Below are 18739 nucleotides of genomic sequence, written 5' to 3' on the forward strand. Positions count from 1 at the left end.
GTGCGTCGGTGGACGAGTTTCTCAAGTGGTACTTTTCCGACCGTCCGGTCATCGCCGCCATGCTGGGGGCCGATGGCTACGATCACACGCTCGGCGACTTCACCGCGGAGGCCTGGCAGAACCGCGAGCGCGAGCGGGTCCGCTGGCTGGAGCGGCTGTCGAAGGCCGAAGCGCCCACGCTGGACGACGCGATCGACAGAGATCTCGTCGTATCGCAGCTAAGAGGCGACATCGCCATGGCGTCCTGGCCGGTGTGGCGCCGCGACCCGAGCGTCTACCTCGGCTCGATCTTCACGGCCATGTACAACCCCTTCCAGAACCGGCTCAAGCCCGAGCCGGAGCTGGTGAGCGCCGCGATATCCCGTCTGGCCGAGGTGCCCGGCGTGCTGGCCGCCTGCCGCGCCAACCTGGATCCCGACCTGGCCGCCCCGCTGCTGGTCAAGCGCGGGCTCGGCCAGGCCCGTACGGGACGCAACTTCCTCACCCGCACCATCCCGTCGATGGTCGAGGACCCCGAGCTGCGCGCCAAGCTGGCCGAGGCGGCCGAGCCCGCCGCGCGGGCGTTCGACGACATCGTCACCTTCCTCGAGGGCTTCGAGTGCGGCGGCACCTGGCGGATGGGGGAGCGGCTCTACTCCCAGCTGCTGCGCGAGCGCGAGATGCTCGGCTACGGCGCCGCCGAGCTGCACGAGAAGGGCAAGGCCGCCTGGGCCGAGCTGGACGCCCGCATGCAGGAGGTGGCGGTCAAGGTCAACGGCTCGCGTGACTGGCGGGCCGCCATGGAAGTCATCATGGACGACCACGCGCCCACCCTCGACGACATGCGCGCCGAGTACGAGGCCGAGACGCACCGCGCAAGGGAGTTCGTCCGCCGGCACGACCTGGTCACCTTCGCCGAGGACGAGGAGTGCCTGGTGCTGCCGTCCGCCGAGTACAACCGCCCGGTGCTGGCCGTGGCGCACTACCTGGCCCCGCCGCCGCTCAGCGCCTCGCGCCGCGGCGTCTTCTTCGTCCCCTACACCCCGGACGACTTCACTCCCGAACAGGTACGCCAGCGCCTGCGCACCAACGCGCGGGCCCAGATGCCGTCGATCGCGGTGCACGAGGCCTACCCGGGCCACCACTGGCACCTGTCGTTCATCGCGGAGAACCCGCGCACGGTCAGGAAGGTCTTCAGGACGCCGTACTTCGTCGAGGGCTGGGCGCTGTACGTCGAGAAGCTGCTGCACGAGCACGGCTACTTCGACACTCCGGCCAAGGAACTCGCCCACCTCGACTTCCGGCTCTTCCGCGCCGCCCGGATCATCGTCGACACCGCGCTGCACTGCGAGGACATGTCGATCGAGGAGGCGGAGACGTTCATGTCGACCAAGGCGTCGCTGTCGCCGGGCACCGCGCAGGGCGAGGTCAACCGCTACTGCGCCTGGCCGACGCAGGCCCCCTCCTACCTGACGGGCGCCATCGAGATCGACCGCATCCGCGCGTCGTTCACCGGCGGGCTGAAGGAGTTCCACGACCGCATCGCGGGCGCCGGCGGCCTGCCGCTCGGCCTGGCCGAGAAGGTCGCGCTGGCGTAGCGCGCCTTGGTGCCGCCCGGGGCGGGCGCACGCGGCGCTCCGCCGGGCCTGCCCGCACGCGGTGCTCCGGCCGGGGCGGGCTCATGCCGGGCCCTGGTCGGACTCGCGCCGCCGGGCCGGGCCGGGCTCAAGGGCGGGGGACGTCCGGCGGGCCGGGCTCAAGCGCAGGGGAACTCCGGCGGGCCGGGCTCAAGCGCGGGGGAACTCCGGCGGGTTGAGCGTGCGCTCGACCACGGCGGCGAGCTGCGCGTCGGTGAGCACGGCGGGCGTGCCGATGCCGGCCGCGCGCACGTACACCTCGCACAGCCACTCCAGCACCCGGGTGGCCTCGAACGCCTCCTCCAGCGTCGCCCCGATGGTCACCCCGCCGTGGTTGGCCATCAGGGCGGCCCGCCTGCCCTCCAGAGCGGCGCGCACGTTCTCGGCCAGCTCGGGCGTGCCGTACGTGGCGTAGGGCGCCACCCTGACCACTCCGCCGAGCAGCAGCGTGTTGTAGTGCACGGGCGGCAGCTCGGTCATCGTCGTGGCCACGACCGTGCCGAAGACCGAGTGCGTGTGCACCACGGCCTGCGCGTCGGTGCTCTCGTAGACGGCGAGGTGCATGGGCGTCTCGCTGGACGGCCGCAGGTCGCCTTCGACGAGCCGGCCCGCCGTGTCCACGATCGGGCACATCTCGGGGGTCAGCTTGTCGAGCGCGACGCCCGAGGGGGTCACCGCGATGCGGTCGCCGTCGCGCACGCTGAGGTTGCCTGACGTGCCGATGACCAGGCCCAGCTCGACCGCGCGACGGCCGTACTCGCACAGTTGCTCGCGAAAGGTCATAAGCCGGGAATGTAGTGCATCACAGGCGCTCGATGGCGGCGAGCATGATCCGCCCGGCCCGCTCCCGGCTCAGCCGGTCCGGGTAGAGCATCAGGTGCAGGCTCAGCCCGTCCACCAGGGCGAGCAGCTCCTCGGCGAGATCCTCGAGGTCGCCGTCGCCGCGCAGCTCGCCGGCCTCGCGGGCGCGGCCCAGCAGTTCGCGTACGGCGGCCCGCAGCTCGGCCGCCTCCGCCCGCTGCACCTCGGCCAGCCGCTCGGCGGCCAGGCTGCGGCTCCAGAAGCTGACCTCCAGGCGGGTCTCCTGGGCGCGGTCGGCGTCCAGCGGCAGGTTGTCGAGCAGCAGTTCCCGCAGCGCGGCGAGCGCCGTCGGCGCGCTTTCGACCTTGGCCGTGAGCCGGGCGCGGATGCGCTCGTGCGACTGCCGCAGCGCGGAGAGCAGGATCTCGTCCTTGTCGGCGAAGTAGTGCGCGAGCACGCCGTTCGAGTAGCCCGCCTCCTTGGCGATCGCGCGGGTGGTCGCGGCGTCGATGCCGTCCCTGACGATCACCCGGCGCGCCGCCGACATGACCTCACGCCTGCGCTCGTCGTGATCGACGATCTTCGGCATCGGCCCCTCCGTTGACTTTTTATTCGGACGTCTGTCTATTTAGACTATGACCGTCGTCACAGTCGGCGTCCATATCGTCGACATTCTCGCCAGGCCCGTCGACCACATCCCCGAGGGCCAGGACACCGTGCTGGTCGACCAGATCCGCATCACCGCCGCGGGGGCGGCGGCGGGCACCGCGGTCGATCTGGTCAAGCTGGGCAACGACGTGGTCACCATGGGGGCGATCGGCGACGACGAGCTGGCCGACTTCCTGCTCATGGTGCTGGCCGGGCGCGGGGTGGACACCTCCGCGCTGGTACGCAGGACAGGAGAGCGCACGGCGGCCTCGATCCTGCCGATCAGGCCCGACGGCGGCCGGCCCGGCTTCCACGTGCCCGGCGCCGACCTCACCGTCACCTACGCCGACCTCGACGTGGCCGTGCTGCGCCGCGCCAGGGCCGTCCACCTGGGCGGCATGGACGTCACGTTCGGGCTCGGCGACCACGCCTTCTTCACGCTCCTCGACGAGCTGCGCGCGGGCGGCACCATCGTCACGATGGACCTGCTCTCCGAGATGGCCGACCTGCTGCAACCGGCCAGGGCGTTCCTGCCGCACGTGGACTACGTGCTGCCCAACGAGTCGCAGGCGCTGCTCATGACCGGCGCGGCCGACGCCGCCTCCGCCGCGCGGGCGCTGCTCGCGGACGGCCCCCGTGGCGTGCTCGTCACGCAGGGGGAGGCGGGCAGCCTCGTCGTCACCGCCGGCGGCGAGGAGCGGGTGCCCGCGATCAAGACGGAGGTGGCCGACACCACCGGCTGCGGTGACGCGTACTGCGCCGGGTTCCTGACCGGCCTGCTCCACGGCCGCGACGTGCCGACCGCCGCCCGCTGGGGCACCGCCGCGGCCGCCCGCGTCGCCACCGGCCTCGGCTCCGACGCCGGGCTCACCGACCTCGACTCGGTCCTCGCCCTGCTGTGAGACCGGCCCTCGTACACCCCCCGACACCCCCCGACCCTCTCAAGGACTTCTCCCATGACCGACGCAGAGCTTCGTCAGCGTGCACGCAAGGTCGTCCCAGGCGGCATGTACGGCCACCTCAACGCGGCCCTGTTCGCCCCCGGCTTCCCCCAGTTCTTCGAGCGCGGCCAGGGCTGCCGCCAGTGGGACGCCGACGGCCGCGAGTACATCGACTTCATGTGCAGCTGGGGCCCGGTCGTGCTGGGCCACCACCACCCGCGCGTCGAGGAGGCCGCCGCCCGGCAGGCCAGGCTCGGCGACTGCCTCAACGGCCCCGGCGCGATCATGGTGGAGCTGGCGGAGCTGCTGGTGGACACCATCCCCAGCGCCGACTGGGCGATGTTCTCCAAGAACGGCACCGACGCCACCACCCAGGCGCTCATGGTCGCCAGGGCCGCGACCGGCAGGACGAAGGTGCTGATGGCGCACGGCGCGTACCACGGCGCCGACCCCTGGTGCACGCCGTCGCCCGCCGGCACCACCCCCAACGAACGGGCCGACCTCGTCGAGTTCACCTACAACTCGCTGGAGTCGCTGGAGGCCGCGGCGGCCACCGTGGAGGGCGATGTCGCCGCGATCATCGTCACGCCGTTCAAGCACGACTCGTTCGAGGACCAGGAGCTGGTGGAGCCCGCGTTCGCGCGCGGCGCGCGGGCCCTGGCCGACCGGATCGGCGCGGCGCTGGTGATCGACGACGTGCGCGCCGGCTTCCGCATCGACCTGCGCGGGTCGTGGGAGCCGTACGGCGTGCGCCCCGACCTGACCGCCTGGTCCAAGGCGATGGCCAACGGCTACCCGATCGCCGCCGTCACCGGCACCGACGCGCTGCGCGGCGCCGCGCAGCAGCTCTACTCGACCGGCTCGTTCTGGTTCTCCGCGGTGGCGATGGCCGCGGCCAAGGCGACCATCGAGACCCTGCGCGACACCGACGGCATCGCCGCCATGGAGCGGGCCGGCACCCAGCTCAGGGAGGGCCTGTACGCCCAGGCCAAGTCGTACGGGTTCACCGTCGACCAGACCGGCCCGGTCACGATCCCGTGGCTCAGCTTCGACGGCGACGCCGACCTGTCGGTGGCCATGTACTGGACCGACGCCTGCCTGCGGCACGGCGTCTACCTGCACCCCTGGCACAACTGGTTCATGTCGGCCGCCCACACCGAGGAGGACGTGGCCAAGGCGCTCGAAGGCACCGACCAGGCGTTCGCGGAGACCAGGGCCCACTTCGGCTGAGGTCGGCGCCTGCACGGCCCGGCCGGGGGCGTGCCGCCTCACGACCGGCCTGCACGCGTCGTACGCCGGCGCCTCCGGACCGGCCTGGGAGGGCCGCCTTGCGGTGCCGCCTCCGGACCGGCCCGGGGGTGCCGCCGTACGGTGGTGACATGGACATCGACGGCAAGCTCGCCTCCGTGCCGGCCTGGCGGCGCGACGGCGAGGTGATCAAGCGTTCTGTCACCGCGCCCGACTTCCCGACCGCGATCCGCATCGTGGACGAGATCGCGGTCAAGGCCGAGGAGCTCGACCACCACCCCGACATCGACATCCGCTGGCGCACGCTGCACTTCGCGCTCACCACCCACTCGGCGGGCCGCCTCACCGACAGGGACTTCACGCTCGCCGCTGTGATTGACGAGATCGTGGCAAAACATGGCGCGGTGCCCCAATAACCCAGCGTGACGGAGCGGTCACTCGTTAGAGTGGGTGCCCTCTCGGAGCCCGTATGCCGGAAGGGCTCGGATCATGGGGGGTCTCATGCGCGTGCCCGCGTTCCTGCTCATCCTGGCGGCCTCGGCGACGGCCTGCGCGGGGCCGTCCGCGCCGGTCCAGAACGCCAAGACCGCGCCCGACGACACGATCAGCCTGAGCGCGGCGGGCGAGTTCACCACCGACGACACCGCGGCCATCGCCCACGACCGCAAGCTCGCCCCCGCGGGGGCGCAGGCCAGCGTCACCGTGGAGTCGTCCGGCGGCGAGACCCGCACCTCGCTCACGGTGGAGGGGCTGCTGCCCGACCGCACGTACGGCGCCCACCTGCACGTCAAGCCGTGCGGCGCGAAGCCCGACGACTCCGGCCCGCACTACCAGCACCACCCCGGCAAGATCGACCCGGTGAGCGAGGTCTGGCTCGACGTCACCACCGACAGCGAGGGCAAGGGCACCTCCAGCTCGCGCAACGCGTGGAACCTGCAGGCGGACAAGCTGCCCGGCTCGCTGGTCATCCACGCTCAGCCCACCGTGAAGTCGGGCCCCAAGGTGGGCACCGCCGGCGACCGCGTGGCCTGTCTCACGCTCGAGCAGGACTGACGCCGGAGCAGGCGGGCGCGCCCGCTCCGGCGCGCCCCCGTGGCTCTGCCCGGTCACGGGACGTCCGGGGAGGTGCCTCGGGCCGTCCGGGCGGTCACGAGCCGTGGGCGAGGGTGAAGGCGCTGCGGGCCAGCCCGATCTGCTCCAGCGTCGCCACGTTGCCGATCGGGGTCTTGCGGTCCACGGACATCGCGGTGACCACGTACGCCTTCCCCTCGGCCGTACGCGCGAGGTAGCTCACGTCCGACAGGCCGGGCTCCGAGCCGCCCTTGAACCACACCGCCGGCCACGTCGTCCTGTCCAGCCCGATGGCGCCGTCGTTGATCGACATGACCTGCCCGATGCGCCCGTCGTCCAGCTTCAGCAGCTCGGCGTAGGCGCGGCAGATGTCGCGCGGCGCGGCGAACCACTCCAGCGTGTCCAGCTCTCGGGGCATGGTGTAGATCTTGACGTCCGCGAGCTTCTGCCCGGCCACCACCTTGCTCAGGTAGGCGCGCTGGGCGCGGTCGTCCAGCGACAGGTACTTCTTCGCCAGGCGCGGATACGTCACGCCCTTGAGCACGAACAGCTCCCGCGTCGTCAGCAGCGGTACGTTGCGCTCGTCGTGCACGCCCCAGGCGCGCAGCGTCCGCTCGATCGCCTCCCGGCCCGCCTTGTGGATCAGCAGGTCGGTGGCCGTGTTGTCGCTGATCGAGATCATCAGCTTGGCGGCTTCGAGCACGGTGACCCTGCTGCCGTCCGGGCGGTTCTGCAGCTCGCCGCTGGGCAGGCTCTTCAGCTCGTCCTTGATGGTCAACTCGGTGTCCCAGCCGTACGCGCCACGCTTGATCTGCTGGGCGACCGTGCCGAGCACGTACAGCTTGATCATGGAGCCGAGCGGGCGGCGCTTGCCTGCGGCGATCGCGTGCACGGGGCGGCAGCGACCATCGGCGGTCAGCTCGGCGGCGAGGAGGCCCGTTCCCGGCGCGATCGCGCGCAGCCGCCGGTCCACCTCGCTCCAGCTCCGCGCGTCCGGCGCGCGGAACAGCAGCCCGTCGATCAGGCCGGCGCCGTCCACGGAGATGATCAGGTCGATCGGGATGCGGCCGAGCAGCACGCGCGCCACGAGCCGCCGCTCCTGGGAGGCCGTCAGCCGTTGGAAGGTGATGCCCCGGTACTCGGCGAGCGCCTGGTTGAGGAGTGCGGGCGGGTAGTCCTTGAGGAATCCGGCGGCGACGTGCGCGCGCAGCTCCGGCTCGGGGACCGGCGCGCGGGACACCGCCCGCAGCACCCAGCCGAGCTGCCGCCCCGCCGGCGTGTCCGGGAGCTCCGGAGCGGTCACGGCGGTGATGCCTGTTGGGCTGGTCTCAGCGTGTGTCTCGGCGTGCACGGGCATGCCGCCCGTCACCGCGGCCCCGGCCCCGGCCGTCACCGCGAGCGTCGCGGCGGCCAGGAACCGGGCGGGCTTCGATGAGGTGATCATGGACGAGGCTCCTCACGGGATCGACTGCGTGGCCTCCAGTCGACCGTGCGCACCCCGCCCGCGACCACCGTGCGAACCGCCGTCCTCGCAGGTGCGGACGGCCGTACGAAATATGCGGATAACCTCATAGACGCCCGATTGCATGCTCGTCACGATGGGGGCCTATGAGTGTCAGGCCGCTGGCCGGGCCGGTGGCGTTGATCGCGGCCGCGAGCGCCACCGCGGGTGCTCTCCTCGAGAGCGGGCTGCCCGCCCCGGCGACGCAGTGGGCGCTGGTCGTGCTCTTCCTGCCCACGCCCGCGCTGGGCTGGCTGCTGACCGTGCGCAGGCCCGAGCTGCGTTACGGCCCGCTGCTGCTGGCCGCCGCGCTGACGTTCGGGCTCGGCGCGCTCGGCGTCGGCCTGTCCGCACGCGGCGTCCCCGACCCGATCGTCATCCCGCTCTCGGTCCTCTTCGCCCTCTTCTACGGCCTGACCTGGGTCTTCGTGCCGCTGCTGTTCCCCGACGGGCGGCTGCCGTCGCCCCGCTGGCGGCCGGTGGCGTGGATCGCCGCCGTGGCGCTCGCCCTGCACACCGCCGGCAGTCTGCTGATGTGGGTGCACCCCTTCCGGCCGTTCACCGGCCCGACGGGGATGCGCGGGCTCGCCGGCGCGCTCGCCTCGGGGATCGGGCAGCTCGTCGTGGTGATCACGGCGGTGGTGGTGTTCTGCGGGCTCGTGGTGCGCTGGCGGCGCAGCGGCCGGGACGAGCGCGGCCAGTACGCGTGCATGGTCGCCGGCACCGCCGCCACCCTGATCGGCGCGGCGGTGATGCTGGTCATCCTGGGCGGCTCCTACGCCGGTCGCGAGCCGGACGGCGGCATCCTCGCGTTCGCGATGACGCTGGTGCTCGGGGCGCTGCCCGCCGCGATCATCGTGTCCATCGTCCGGCACCGGCTGCTCGACGTCCGCATCGGCATCAGGGGCTCGCGCCTGCACCTCGTGTTCGACCTGCGGCCGACCGTGGACGAGATGCTGTCCGACCTCGGCACCGCGCTCGCCGCCACCTCCGAGCCCGCCGAGCAGCTCGACCGGCTCGCCGCCGCCATCCGCGCCGGGCTCGACCTGCGGTGGGCCGCCGTCACGCGCGCCGACGGCACCCGCGTGGTCGCCGGTGACGAGGACGGCCCGCCCGCACTGGAGGTGCCCGTGCCCGGCGGCCTCGGCCGCATCAGCGCCGGCCCCAGGGACGGCGGCCCGCTCACCCGCACCGACCGCCGCCTGCTCGAAGCGCTGGCCGTGCCCGCGGGGCTCGCCATCCAGAACGCCGGCCTGGTCACCCGCCTGGTCAACGCCCAGGAGGCCGAGCGGCGCCGCATCGAGCGCAACATCCACGACGGCGTGCAGCAGCAGCTCGTCGCCCTCATCGCCGGGCTCGAACTCGCCAGGGCCACGGGCGCGGGCCCCGACATGCTCGCCCACCTGCGCGAGCAGGCCCGCCAGACCCTCGACGACCTGCGCGAGCTGGCCGCCGGCATCCATCCCTCGACCCTCAGCCAGGGCGGCCTGGTGGAGGCCGTGGAAGAGCGCTGCTCGCGCCTGCCCGTCAAGACGACGGTGACCGCGCCTGCGCCGCTGCGCACCCGGCGCTTCCCCGACGAGATCGAGAGCGCCATGTACTTCACGGTCAGCGAAGCCGTGACGAACGCGCTCAAACACGCCAGACCCGGCCACATCGACGTTCGGCTGTCGCTGGACTCCTGCCGCCTGCGCGCGACCGTGGCCGACGACGGCACGGGCTTCGACCCGCGTACGGCGGCTCGCAGAGGGCTCGTCACGCTCGCCGACCGCCTCGGCGCCCTCGGCGGCGGCCTCACCGTGGACAGCGAACCGGGAAAGGGGACTCGGATGGACGCATGGGTGCCGGTCGATGGCTGAGCGAGGACGGATCCGCACGGTGGTGGCCGACGACCACTACCTCGTACGTGAGGGCACCAGGCGGCTGCTCGAACTGTCGGGCGACGTGAGCGTCGTCGGCGCCGTCGGCAACGCCGACGAGCTGCTCGACGCCGTACGCAGGCTCGCCCCCGACGTCGTCGTCACCGACATCAGGATGCCGGGAGGGGAGTGGCGGCAGGGCTTCGAGGGCATCGACGCCGCCCACCGCATCCGCACCGCCCATCCCCATGTGGGCGTGGTGGTGCTGTCGCAGTTCTCCGACGCGCTGTTCGCCTTCGAGCTGTTCAAGCACGGCACCGAGGGATACGCGTACCTGCTCAAGGACCGCGTCGGCGACCTGGACGAGCTGCTCGGCGCGATCAAGGCGGTGGCCGCCGGCGGCTCGGTCATCGACCCCAAGGTGGTGGAGGGCCTGCTGGCCAGGCGCGACGTGCGCGGCCAGCAGGAGGCGCTGACCGCCCGGGAACGCGACGTGCTGCGGGAGATGGCGCGCGGCCGGACGAACGCCGCCATCGCCCGCACTCTGCACCTGTCGATCTCCTCGGTCGAGAAGAACGTCAACTCGATCTTCACCAAGCTCGGCCTGGAGAACAGCGGCGACGTCCACAGGAGGGTGGCCGCGGTCCTCGCCTACCTCGGACCGCGGCCGTGACGGGCGCTCAGCGGTAGGCCAGGCGGCGCAGCAGGTTCTCGAACGGGCCGCGGTAGCGGGCCCGCCGCATGAGGTCGGCGAGCACCAGCGACAGCACCCAGATGAGCGCCGCGATCGCCGTGGCGCCCGCCAGGCCGAGGTCGTCCTGCAGGCCGAGCCCGAACGGGGCGAAGATGAGGAGGAACGCGACCGACTGGAAGAGGTAGAAGGTCATCGACCGCTGGCCGAGCGCCTCGACCATCGTGGTGAACGGGCCGCGCCGCTCGGCGGTCGCCGTGGTGGCCACCAGGGCGACGATCGCCGCCATGCCGACACCGCCGGCGTACCCGGTGAGCGGCTGGAGCAGCACCGCGATCCACAGGACCCCCGCGGGCGCGCCGGTCCACACGCCGGCGTGCATGAGCGCGGCGGGCAGCGAGCCGGCGATCGACACGATCGTGGTGAGCACGGCCGCGCGCGCCAGGAGCGGGCGGTGCGCCTGCGGCCGGTCGAGGAAGCGGCGGCGGGCCGCCCACATGCCGAACAGCACGCCCGGGATCACGATCAGTGTCTCGACGACCAGGGAGAACGGCCAGGAGCCGGCCCGTTCGGCGAGCCCGCTCAGGTAGGAGGCGCCCTGCCCGGTGACCACGCTGCCCGCCTCGTACGTGCGCCGCCCCTGCGACATCGGCAGCCACAGGCCGATCGCCGACAGCACCGTGGCGGGCACCATCGCCAGGCCCGCCGTCCATAGCACGGCCTTGTCGGAGCGGCGCAGCAAGGGGACGAAGATGAGGGCGGAGACGCCGTAGCCGGCCAGGATGTCGATGGGGACGAGCAGCACCGTGTGGGCCAGCCCGAACACCACCAGCCACCAGCCGCGGCGGCGCAGCAGCTTGCGCGCGCTCACCCAGCCGGAGCCCCGCGCGAGCCGCCGGTCGAGGAGCTGGACCAGCGAGTAGCCGAACAGGAACGCGAACAGCGGCCTGGCGTGGTTGTTGACGAAGAGGAAGAGGAAGACGTCGGTGAGCGCGCCGGCCCAGGCCGGGCTCTTGGTGACGTCGGCGATGAACAGCGGCGCGTGCGCGAAGGCGATGGCCAGCAGCATCGCGCCCCTGGCCAGGTCGGGGGCCAGAGCCCGCGGGGCGGTGCCCGCAGGCGCGGCTTCTGACAGGTGAGGCGCCGCCTGCTGAGACGTGGTCATGGGGGTCCCCCTGGGATGGTCGTCGTGTCGGTGGTCGCTAGCCCTCGCCCGACGGGCCCGATTTCTTGACCGCGTCGATGGCCTTGCGCAGGGCGGTGACGATCGGCTCGACGGGCTGCCCGAGCTGATCGAGGCGGTCGCGTGCGGCCCGATCGCGGCGACCGGCGACCGCCTTCAGCCTGGCCGCCACCGCCAGCGCGGCCAGCACCCGGATGTCCGGCTCCACGCGCCCGACCGGCCGGCCGCCCCGCACGGCCCGGCCGGCCCGTTCGGCGAGCCGCCGGGAGAGATACGGCTTGCGCGGCACGATCCGCTCCACCGGGAACAGCAGCACCCGGCGCCGCTCGATGCGGATCAGCCGTTCGGCGGCCAGCTCGTCGCGGACCACCTCGACGGCCTTGGCGTGGTCCTTACGGATCCAGCGCCGCCAGGAGCGCGGCGGCGACGCCGAGATCTGCTCCCAGACGAGCGCCGGGAGCGAGCCGGAGGCGGCGCCCTCGGGCGGGCGCACCGCCTTGGCCCTGCCGTCCTCGTCGGTCAGGCAGCCCTCGAGCAGCAGCTCGGCCAGCGCCGCGGCCCGCAGCAGGTGACCCAGCTCCATGCGCTGCACGAGGCGGTCTTTACGCAGGTCGAAGGCCAGCAGGAAGGCCGAGCGGGTGAGCGGTTCACGGTGCTGCACCGGCGTCTGCATCGGGTGGTTCCTCCTCGTCGCGGCTGTCGCCCTGCGGTGTCTTGCGCGGCCGGCCGCGCGGGCGCATCCGCCCCACCCCCTCCGGCAGGCGCCCGGCCTCCGCCAGCGCCCTGCGCAGCAGGAACTCGATCTGGGAGTTCGTGCTGCGCAGCTCGTCGGCGGCCCACTTGGCGAGCGCGTCGTGCACCACCGGGTCGAGCCGGAGCAGGATCTTCTTGCGTTCCACGGGCTACTGGTAGAGCGTGCCGGTGTTCACGACGGGCTGGGTGTCGCGGTCGCCGACCAGCACCACGAGGAGGTTGCTCACCATCGCCGCCTTGCGCTCCTCGTCGAGCTCCACCACCTCGTGCTCGGCCAGCTTGGCCAGCGCCATCTCGACCATGCCGACCGCGCCGTCCACGATGCGCTGCCTGGCCGCCACGATCGCGCCCGCCTGCTGGCGGCGGAGCATCGCGCTGGCGATCTCCGGCGCGTAGGCCAGGTGGATGATGCGCGACTCGATGATCTTCACGCCGGCCGGGGCGACCCGCGTCGCGATCTCGGCCGAGAGCCGCTCGTTGATCTCGGCGGCGTTGTCGCGCAGCGACAGCCGCGGCTCGCCGTGCGAGTCGTACGGGTAGCTGCTCGCGATGTGGCGCACCGCCGTCTCGGCCTGGATCGCCACGAACTCCACGAAGTCGTCCACCTCGAACACCGCCTGCGCGGTGTCCTCCACCTGCCACACCACCACGGTCGCGATCTGGATCGGGTTGCCGTCGGCGTCGTTGACCTTCGTCACGTCCGTCTCGTGGTTGCGGATCCTCGTGGACACCCGGCGGCGGGCGGTGATCGGGTTGACCCACTGGAAGCCGGGGGTGCGCAGCGTGCCGACGTACCGGCCGAGGAGCTGCACCACCCTGGCCTCGCCCGGCGCCACGGGGGTGAGCCCGAAGTACATCACGAACCCGATCAGCGCCACCAGGCCGCCGCCGATCAGCAGCAGCAGCCCGCTCGGCCCGGAGCCCGACGCCAGCAGGCCGAGCCCTGCCACCAGCGCCGCCAGCCCGGCGAGGAACAGCAGGGTCGCCACCGCCAGCATCACGAACCCGTTGGCCGCCTTGACCGGGCGCTCCTTCGTGCGCGGGGCCGGCATCTCCACGACGGTGCCCTCAAGCGTGGCCCCGCCCGACGTCTCCGCCATCCTCTCCCCCTTCCAAGTGACTTCACCTTGCTAGCAATATGATATCACTTTTTTGACGCGGAGGAAACCCTCCGGTTCGGCGGGGAATGGCGGCGGTAGGGGCGATGAGGCAGCTCAGGAGCCGATTGGCGGATGTCGCAGGTGGAAGGCCGGCACGGGGCCGGGCGGTCCGAGGCGAGGGCTGTGCGGGGCCGGGTGGTCCGGAGCGGGGGCTGCGCGGGAGCGGGCGTCCTAGGCCCGGTGGTCCGGGCGGGCCGTCGCGGAGGCGGGGTGGTCGGGGTCCGGTGGCCGGTTCAGGCGGGGTCTGGAGCCGGCCGGTCGTCGTCACGTCCGTGACGACCTCGGTCACGGGCGGCCGTCCGCCGGCACCCGCACCGCCCAGCCGCCTCCCGCTCCAGCAACCGGGCGCCGCGGGCGCTGCGCCGCAGCTCCTCGTCGAGCCCCGAGCCGCGCTCGCGCCCGCCGGCCGCCGCCGCACGGTGTCGTCGCCCGCCGTGAGCAGCACCCCGAAGACGCGGACCGGCCCGCCGCCCATCGCCCGCGTCACGAGGTCGCGCTCCAGCACGCTCACGGTGCTGGTGTAGATGAGCCGCCGGTAGCCGAGCCCGCGGCAGCCGGCCCAGAGCGCGGCCAGGCCGGCCTCCAGTCTCGGCCCGGCCGCCGCACGCGCGAAAGCGGTTTTCGCCGTGAGGCCCCGCGCCCCGTCAGCCGAAGACGGCGGGCGGCGGCACCGGGGCGGCCACGGGGTCGCCGTCCTTGATGACGGCGGCGCCGGCGATGAAGTTCGTCAGCGCCTCGCCGTGCACGCAGCGCGCCTGCGTCAGGCCGCCCGCTGCGCGCCGGGTGAGCAGGTCGGTCGGCAGCTCGGTACGCGAGGCGGCCACGATGAGGTTGCCGAACCGCCGCCCGCGCATCACGCCGGGCTCGGCCAGCAGCGCCACGTGCCGGAACGTGCCCGACACGGTCACGAGCAGCCGCTTGGCGAAGGCGAGCCCCTTGCCGTCGGCCATGTTGATCAGCAGCGTCCCGCCGGGCCGCATGATGCGCGCGATGTCGCCCATGTACTCGGCGGTGGCCAGCTCGACCGGCATCGTCGCGCCGCTGAACGCGTCGAGCACCACCAGGTCGGCCGTGGTGTCCCAGACCTTGCCGGTGCCCTCGCGCCCGCCCGCCACGATGACCTTCAGCTTGGGCACCGAACGCAGGTTGAGCTGCTCGCGTACGAGGTTGACCAGCAGGCCGTCGGGCTCGATCACGATGTGGCGGGAGCCCGGCCGGGTGGCGGAGACGTAGCGGGGGATCGTGCAGGCGCCGCCGCCGATGTGCACGCAGCTCAGCGGCCCGTCCGCCAGCAGGTCGATCACATCCGCCATCAGCCGTACATACTCGAATTCGAGAAATGTCGGGTCTTGTAGATCCACATACGACTGCGGTACGCCATCCTTGGACAGCACCCAGCCGTCCTGCCGGTCCAGATCACGGAGAAGCTCGATCTCCCCGAACGTCACCGGGTACCGGCCGGGCGTCGGTTCCCGCTGTCCACGTGCCACGTCTCATCGCCTCCTGGGAGCACCGTATGCGACGACGAAGGCTGATTGTGCTCGTTATCGCTGTTGTCGCGATAGTCGGGGCCGGTGCCTTCGCCGTCATCGCGTCGAACCGGGTCAAGGGAAGCGCTGCCGAGACGGCCGCGGCGTACTTCGCGGCCTGGCGGGACGGCGACCTCGCGGCCATGGCGCGGCTGGTGCACAAGCCTCCCGAGGACTTCGCCGTACGGCATCGGCAGCTCAGTGAGGACTTGCACGTCGAGTCGCTCAGGCTCACCCCGGGCCCGCTGCGCGACACGGGGGAGGACAGCGCCGAGGTGCCGTTCACGGGCGTGCGGCAGCTCGCGGAGCTGGGCGCGTGGCCGTTCGACGGGGTCTTACACCTGGCCGTGCGCGACCGCGCGTGGAAGGTCTTATGGACCCCCGAGACCCTGCACCCCTTGCTCAAGGACGGCGTCACGCTGGAGCTGGCCGAGATCGACCCCACCCCGGCCGAGCTGGTCACCAGCGAGGGCGCCAAGATCCCCGTCGACAGCTACGCCGAGGCCTACCTCGAACCGCTCAGGCCGGAGTTCGACCAGGTCAACCACGGGTGGGCGCTGGTCGCCAAGACCCCGGGGCGCCCCGACGTACGGCTGCTGACCCGTGCCCCCGAGGCCGAGGTCGAACGCCTCACGCTCTCCCGCCCCGTGCAGGCGGCGGCCGCGCGGGCGCTGGACGGCGTGGACGACTCCACCATGATCGTGATCCGGCCCGGCACCGGCGAGATCCTGGCGCTCGCCGACCGGCTCAAGGACAACTACAGCGCCGTGCGCGACGTCTTCCCGCCCGGCTCGGTGTTCAAGACCATCACCGCGGCGGCCCTGCTCAAGAGCGGGCTCGCCCCGGCCGCCCAGGTGCCCTGCCCCGGCACGTACCAGATCCCCTTCCACAGCTCCTTCCGCAACGACGGCGCGGTGGACCGCGGCGTCGTCAGCTTCACCGACGCGTTCGCCTACTCCTGCAACACCACGTTCGTCGAGCAGGCCACCACCCGGCTGAAGAGCGCCGACCTGCGCGCCACGGCCGAGGAGTGGGGTTTCGGCCGCTCCATCGCCACCGGCATCGGCGGAACCTGCGGCGCGGTGCCCGAGACCGGCGACCCCGACATGCTGGCCGCCGACGCCATCGGCCAGGGCGAGGTCGTCACCACCCCGCTGTGCATGGCCGCGCTCGCCGCCGCCGTCGAGAGCGGCACCTGGCGCTCGCCGCGCCTGCTGTCGAAGGAGCAGGTACGCCGCATCGACGGGATCCCGCACGGCGACGTGGCGATGGACCCCGGCGTGGTGGCGGCGCTGCGCGACATGATGGCCGCCGTCGTGGACCATGGGACGGCGAGCGGCATGGGCCTGCCCGCCGGCGTCTCGGGCAAGACCGGCACCGCCGAGGTCCCCGACGGGCCCCCGCACGCCTGGTTCATCGGGTTCCGCGATGATCTGGCCTTCTGCGTCTTCGTCCGGCACGGCGGCTCGGGCAGGAACGCCGCCGTCCCGATCGCGGCCCGCTTTTTCCGGGGCCTGTAGCCGAGCAACGGCCTGCCGCCTAGCGCCGGCGGCAAGCGCGCACCCGGCTCCTGGCGCGAGACCGCCCGACGGCCCGTGGCGCGGGGATCGGCGGCGCGCCCGATGTCACGCACCGGCACAACGCGTGGACGGGCCGGTGGCGAGACCGACATCACGCCTGATTCGCCGGGTTCTGGGATGTTTCTCGCCAGTAACCTACGCTACCGTAGGTTACATGACGACCATCACCGCCAAGCCCAGGCTGCGAGGCTGGTTGCACACCGGGGCGCTGCCCGTGACGCTGATCGCCGGGTTCGTGCTCGTGGCGCTCGGCCCGACCCTCCAGGCCAGGCTGGCCTCCGCCGTCTACGCGATCACTTCGGCGCTGCTGTTCGGCATCTCCGCCACCTACCACCGCGGCACGCTCGGCCCCCGCCTGGCCGAGTTCCTGCGCCGCGTCGACCACGCGAACATCTACCTGATCATCGCCGGCACCTACACCCCGTTCGCGCTGCTCGCACTCGACGGCGCGCCCCAGGCGGCCGTGCTCTCGGTGGTCTGGGGCGGCGCGCTGGCCGGCGTGCTGTTCCGCATCCTGTGGATGAACGCGCCCCGCTGGCTCTACACGCTCCTCTACCTGGCGCTCGGCTGGACGGCCGTCTTCGTCATGCCCCAGCTGCTCGACGGCGCGGGCGTGGCCGCCGTCGTGCTGGTCGCCGTCGGCGGCCTCTTCTACTCCGCCGGCGCCGTCGTGTACGGCCTGCGCCGCCCCGACCCCTCGCCCCGTTGGTTCGGCTTCCACGAGGTCTTCCACGCGTTCACGATCGCGGCGTACCTGGTGCAGTACATCGCCGTGTCGATCGTGGTCTACGCGCAGGCCTAGCCTCCTCGTTTCCCCGTCCTGACCTGTGCTTTGTCCGTCCTGCCGGGCCCGCGTGGTTTAAGAGAAGCTGGCGCGCCCATAGGCATCCATGACACTTCTCAGGGGGAAGGACCTTGTCATGGGCAAGAGAGCACGGGTCGTCGTCGTGGGCGCGGGTTTCGCCGGGCTGGCCGCGACACGCGAGCTGGCCAAGAGCGGCGCGCTGGTGACGCTCGTCGACCGCAACCCGTACGCGACCTTCCAGCCGCTGCTCTACCAGGTCGCCACCGCCGGGATGAGCACGTCGGACGTGTCCTACCCGACCCGCACGTACGCCGCCCGCTGGCCGAACGTGCGGGCAAGGCGCGCCTCGCTCAGCAAGATCCTGGCCGACGAGCGGCGGGTCGAGTTCGAGGACGGCACCTCGCTCGACTACGACTTCCTGGTGCTGGGCACCGGCGTGACCACCAACTGGCTCGGCGTGCCCGGCGCCAAGGAGAACGCGCTGCCGATCTACTCGCTCGGCGACGCGGCGGTCCTGCGCCGCAAGCTCCAGCACCAGCTTGAGGACACCGCCGCGGGCCGCCGCGAGAGCATGCACGTCGTGGTGGTGGGCGCGGGCGCCACCGGGGTCGAGATGGCCGGCACGCTCGCCGAGCTGCGCCGCCACACGATCCCGCTGACCCATCCCGAGGTGCGGGCCGACCAGACCAGCGTGACGCTGGTCGAGCGGTTCGACTACGTGCTCGCGCCGTACAAGCCGCGCCTTCGCAACGCGGCCGCCGAGGCGCTGCGCAGGCGCGGAGTGCGCCTGCGGCTCGGCGCCACCGTCGCCTCCGTCGAGCCCGACGCGGTCGTCCTGGCAGACGGCACCCGCCTGCCCAGCGACGTCACCGTATGGGCGCTCGGCGTCACCGCGCCGCCCGAGGTCGGCTCGTGGGGGCTGCCGCAGGGCAAGGGCGGCCGGGTCACGGTCACCGAGGCGCTCAACCTGCCGGACCACCCGGAGATTTTCGTGGCCGGCGACCTGGCCGCGCCGCCCGACCTGCTGCCCCAGCTCGCCCAGCCCGCGATCCAGATGGGCAAGCACGTCGGCAAGCAGATCGCGGCGGCCTGGCGGGGGCGGCCCCTGCAGCCGTTCTCCTACCGCGACCCCGGCATCATGGCCACCGTCGGCAAGGCGGAGGCCGTGCTCCAGCTCACCAACGGGTTCACCATGCGCGGCCTGCCCGCCTGGCTGGTGTGGATCTTCGTGCACGTGGCGTACCTGCTGGGCGACCGCAACCGCGCCGCCGTGCTGCTCAACTTCTTCTGGCGGTACGCCGGCCCCCACCGCAGCAGGGCCAGCGTCACGCAGTAGCGGCGGCCTCCACGGCG

At 72.6% G+C, this 18739-nt stretch carries 19 protein-coding genes; 11 read left to right on the top strand and 8 right to left on the bottom strand.

Annotation, left to right across the window (positions count from 1 at the left end; genetic code table 11):
• Positions 1–8 precede the first annotated feature (8 nt).
• Complete coding sequence (locus ACGFIM_RS33435) at positions 9–1577, top strand: DUF885 domain-containing protein (RefSeq protein ID WP_393208733.1); 1569 nt, start codon at positions 9–11, stop codon at positions 1575–1577.
• Between the two features lie 189 nt (positions 1578–1766).
• Here ACGFIM_RS33435 and ACGFIM_RS33440 read toward each other — a convergent pair whose 3' ends face one another.
• Together ACGFIM_RS33440 and ACGFIM_RS33445 are read right to left on the bottom strand one after the other, a co-directional pair.
• A complete protein-coding gene (locus ACGFIM_RS33440) occupies positions 1767–2399 on the bottom strand; it encodes a class II aldolase/adducin family protein (RefSeq protein WP_393208736.1) in 633 nt (210 codons plus the stop codon).
• Between the two features lie 19 nt (positions 2400–2418).
• On the bottom strand, positions 2419–3006 hold the full coding sequence (locus tag ACGFIM_RS33445) for a TetR/AcrR family transcriptional regulator (RefSeq protein WP_393208739.1): 588 nt from the start codon (positions 3004–3006) through the stop codon (positions 2419–2421).
• 46 nt (positions 3007–3052) lie between these two features.
• Between ACGFIM_RS33445 and ACGFIM_RS33450 the strand changes: the two genes are divergently transcribed.
• From ACGFIM_RS33450 to ACGFIM_RS33465, 4 genes are all read left to right on the top strand, one after another.
• Positions 3053–3967 carry a carbohydrate kinase family protein gene (locus ACGFIM_RS33450; protein ID WP_393208742.1) on the top strand — a complete coding sequence of 305 codons (915 nt, stop codon included), beginning with the start codon at positions 3053–3055 and terminating at the stop codon, positions 3965–3967.
• 54 nt (positions 3968–4021) lie between these two features.
• Complete coding sequence (locus ACGFIM_RS33455) at positions 4022–5236, top strand: aminotransferase class III-fold pyridoxal phosphate-dependent enzyme (protein WP_393208745.1); 1215 nt, start codon at positions 4022–4024, stop codon at positions 5234–5236.
• A 149-nt stretch (positions 5237–5385) separates the two neighbouring features.
• Positions 5386–5670 carry a 4a-hydroxytetrahydrobiopterin dehydratase gene (locus tag ACGFIM_RS33460; protein ID WP_393208748.1) on the top strand — a complete coding sequence of 95 codons (285 nt, stop codon included), beginning with the start codon at positions 5386–5388 and terminating at the stop codon, positions 5668–5670.
• A gap of 85 nt (positions 5671–5755) precedes the next feature.
• Positions 5756–6307 (top strand): hypothetical protein, encoded by a 552-nt coding sequence (locus tag ACGFIM_RS33465; protein WP_393208751.1) that lies wholly within the window; start codon positions 5756–5758, stop codon positions 6305–6307.
• A gap of 94 nt (positions 6308–6401) precedes the next feature.
• Here the strand turns inward: ACGFIM_RS33465 and ACGFIM_RS33470 are convergent, their stop codons facing one another.
• A complete protein-coding gene (locus ACGFIM_RS33470) occupies positions 6402–7769 on the bottom strand; it encodes a serine hydrolase (RefSeq protein ID WP_393208755.1) in 1368 nt (455 codons plus the stop codon).
• Between the two features lie 164 nt (positions 7770–7933).
• Here ACGFIM_RS33470 and ACGFIM_RS33475 point away from each other — a divergent pair, with 164 nt between their 5' ends.
• Complete coding sequence (locus ACGFIM_RS33475) at positions 7934–9685, top strand: sensor histidine kinase (RefSeq protein ID WP_393208758.1); 1752 nt, start codon at positions 7934–7936, stop codon at positions 9683–9685.
• A complete protein-coding gene (locus ACGFIM_RS33480) occupies positions 9678–10358 on the top strand; it encodes a response regulator (protein WP_393208761.1) in 681 nt (226 codons plus the stop codon). The genes ACGFIM_RS33475 and ACGFIM_RS33480 overlap by 8 nt, the downstream gene beginning before the upstream one ends.
• Before the next feature lie 7 nt (positions 10359–10365).
• Here the strand turns inward: ACGFIM_RS33480 and ACGFIM_RS33485 are convergent, their stop codons facing one another.
• Genes ACGFIM_RS33485 through ACGFIM_RS33500 form a run of 4 tightly spaced genes read right to left on the bottom strand, consistent with a single transcriptional unit; the run spans position 10366 to position 13412 of the window.
• On the bottom strand, positions 10366–11541 hold the full coding sequence (locus ACGFIM_RS33485; RefSeq protein WP_393208763.1) for a DUF418 domain-containing protein: 1176 nt from the start codon (positions 11539–11541) through the stop codon (positions 10366–10368).
• Between the two features lie 37 nt (positions 11542–11578).
• On the bottom strand, positions 11579–12232 hold the full coding sequence (locus ACGFIM_RS33490) for a GPP34 family phosphoprotein (RefSeq protein WP_393208766.1): 654 nt from the start codon (positions 12230–12232) through the stop codon (positions 11579–11581).
• Complete coding sequence (locus ACGFIM_RS33495; protein ID WP_393208769.1) at positions 12207–12458, bottom strand: hypothetical protein; 252 nt, start codon at positions 12456–12458, stop codon at positions 12207–12209. The genes ACGFIM_RS33490 and ACGFIM_RS33495 overlap by 26 nt, the downstream gene beginning before the upstream one ends.
• 3 nt (positions 12459–12461) lie before the next feature.
• Positions 12462–13412: an SPFH domain-containing protein gene (locus tag ACGFIM_RS33500; protein WP_393208772.1), complete on the bottom strand. Its 951-nt coding sequence runs from the start codon at positions 13410–13412 to the stop codon at positions 12462–12464.
• A gap of 332 nt (positions 13413–13744) precedes the next feature.
• On the opposite strand from ACGFIM_RS33500, the gene ACGFIM_RS33505 reads away from it, so the two are divergent.
• Positions 13745–13996, top strand: a complete 252-nt coding sequence (locus ACGFIM_RS33505; RefSeq protein ID WP_393208775.1) for a hypothetical protein — start codon at positions 13745–13747, stop codon at positions 13994–13996.
• Between the two features lie 120 nt (positions 13997–14116).
• Here the strand turns inward: ACGFIM_RS33505 and ACGFIM_RS33510 are convergent, their stop codons facing one another.
• Positions 14117–14962 (bottom strand): spermidine synthase, encoded by an 846-nt coding sequence (locus tag ACGFIM_RS33510; RefSeq protein ID WP_393208778.1) that lies wholly within the window; start codon positions 14960–14962, stop codon positions 14117–14119.
• Between the two features lie 26 nt (positions 14963–14988).
• Here ACGFIM_RS33510 and ACGFIM_RS33515 point away from each other — a divergent pair, with 26 nt between their 5' ends.
• From ACGFIM_RS33515 to ACGFIM_RS33525, 3 genes are all read left to right on the top strand, one after another.
• The gene (locus tag ACGFIM_RS33515; RefSeq protein WP_393208781.1) at positions 14989–16521 is read left to right on the top strand and encodes a penicillin-binding transpeptidase domain-containing protein; all 1533 of its coding nucleotides are present in this window, start codon (positions 14989–14991) and stop codon (positions 16519–16521) included.
• 214 nt (positions 16522–16735) lie between these two features.
• A complete protein-coding gene (locus ACGFIM_RS33520) occupies positions 16736–17383 on the top strand; it encodes a hemolysin III family protein (RefSeq protein WP_393208784.1) in 648 nt (215 codons plus the stop codon).
• A 118-nt stretch (positions 17384–17501) separates the two neighbouring features.
• Positions 17502–18722, top strand: a complete 1221-nt coding sequence (locus tag ACGFIM_RS33525; RefSeq protein WP_393208787.1) for an NAD(P)/FAD-dependent oxidoreductase — start codon at positions 17502–17504, stop codon at positions 18720–18722.
• The last annotated feature ends 17 nt before the right edge of the window (positions 18723–18739 follow it).

The organism is Nonomuraea sp. NPDC049309, from assembly GCF_043196965.1.
GTDB classification, from domain to species: Bacteria; Actinomycetota; Actinomycetes; order Streptosporangiales; family Streptosporangiaceae; genus Nonomuraea; species Nonomuraea fastidiosa.